The organism is Nocardioides immobilis (assembly GCF_003515065.1).
GTDB lineage: Bacteria > Actinomycetota > Actinomycetes > Propionibacteriales > Nocardioidaceae > Nocardioides > Nocardioides immobilis.
In genome coordinates this window covers 1-1,600 of the sequence record NZ_QXGH01000067.1, presented here as the reverse complement: position 1 = coordinate 1,600, position 1,600 = coordinate 1, and the positions used below count along the sequence as shown (strand labels likewise).

General features: G+C 68.4%; 1 protein-coding gene and 1 pseudogene. Both read left to right on the top strand.

Features of this window, described 5'->3' with window-relative positions; genetic code table 11:
* Positions 1-35: 35 nt before the first annotated feature.
* On the top strand, positions 36-374 hold the full coding sequence (locus D0Z08_RS33610) for a hypothetical protein (RefSeq protein ID WP_342772403.1): 339 nt from the start codon (positions 36-38) through the stop codon (positions 372-374).
* Positions 302-1,471, top strand: a pseudogene (locus tag D0Z08_RS31535) (IS30 family transposase); the annotation flags it as partial. The gene D0Z08_RS33610 and the pseudogene D0Z08_RS31535, both read left to right, overlap by 73 nt.
* Between the last annotated feature and the right edge of the window lie 129 nt (positions 1,472-1,600).

Below are 1,600 nucleotides of genomic sequence, written 5' to 3'. Positions count from 1 at the left end.
ATGAGGGCAAGCTCTACCTCGACTCGGTGTTGGACATGGGCTCGCGGCGCATCGTCGGGTTCGGGATCGGTGAGCACCATGACGCCGACCTGGCCACCGCGGCACTGCGGATGGCGGTCGCGGTCCGCGGCGGCAAGGACAACATCGGTGCGGTGATCATGCACACCGACCAGGGCAGCGAAGGCGAAATCAACCGGTCGTCGCAACACCTTGACCACGGAGGTGTGCGATGGGACGACCGAGGAAGCCGCTGCCGCAAGCGCCGGCTGGGGCGCGACGGCAGTGGGCCGCGGACAGGGCAATGCGAGCGCCGATGCGCTCACCGGGCCGGCCCGAGCCGTCGCGGGCTGTGCAGCGAGACTTCTGGCGCCTAGTCGCGACCGGGATCACGACGGTCGAGGCCGCCGAAGGGGTGGGCGTGTCGGCACCGGTCGGCATCCGATGGTTTCGACACGCTGGCGGGATGACTCCGCTGAGCCTGGACGAGCCCACGGGCCGGTACCTATCGTTCGCCGAGCGGGAGGAGATCGCGTTGCTCAAGGCCCAGGAGATGGGCGTGCGTGAGATAGCCCGCGAGATCGGCCGGGACCCCGGCACGGTGTCTCGTGAGCTGCGGCGCAACGCGGCGACCAGGGGCGGCAAGCCGGTCTACCGCGCCGTGGTGGCGCAGTGGAAGGCGCAGCAGGCAGCGAAGCGTCCGAAGACGGCGAAGCTGGCGGGCAACGAGCGGCTGCGTGACTACGTCCAGGACCGACTCGCCGGCAACGTTCGTCGCCCTGACGGCACGATCATTCCGGGTCCGACGACGCCGCCGTGGAAGGGGCTGAACAAGCCCCATCGCCAAGACCGACGATGGTCGACGGCATGGAGCCCCGAGCAGATCTCGCATCGGCTGAAGGTCGACTTCCCCGATGATGAGTCCATGCGCATCAGCCACGAGGCGATCTACCAGTCGCTGTTCATCGAAGGTCGTGGTGCGCTCAAGCGCGAGCTGGTCACGTGTCTGCGCACAGGCCGCGCCCTGCGGGAGCCGCGGGCCCGTTCAAGGAACAAGGCTCAAGGGCACGTGACCGCTGATGTCATCCTCAGCGAGCGTCCCGCCGAGGCCGAAGACCGCGCCGTCCCCGGCCATTGGGAAGGCGACCTGATCATCGGAACCGGCCGGTCGGCGATCGGCACGCTCGTCGAGCGCAGCAGCCGCTCAACGCTCCTGGTCCACCTGCCACGCATGGATGGCTGGGGCGAGAAGCCGTACGTGAAGAACGGACCGTCACTCGGCGGCTACGGGGCCGTCGCGATGAACGCCGCGCTGACGACGTCGATGACCAAGCTGCCCGACCAGCTACGCAAGACCCTCACCTGGGACCGCGGCAAGGAGCTTTCCGGCCACGCGGAGTTCGCGCTGGAGACCGGGACGCGGGTGTTCTTCGCCGATCCGCACTCACCGTGGCAGCGCCCGACGAACGAGAACATCTATTGGTACAAGATGGCTGGGCCGGAAGCGCCTTCGACGGGAGTCGCTCCGGTGCGCGCCGCCGGGTGACTCGGAGAACACGTGCCAAGAGGCTTTCCGTTGATATGTCCATGGCGGCCCGGTGGG

Bases quoted from the DNA above. Each gene is read 5' to 3' on its own strand.
- D0Z08_RS33610 (WP_342772403.1), top strand. From the start codon at position 36: ATGGGCTCGCGGCGCATCGTCGGGTTCGGGATCGGTGAGCACCATGAC.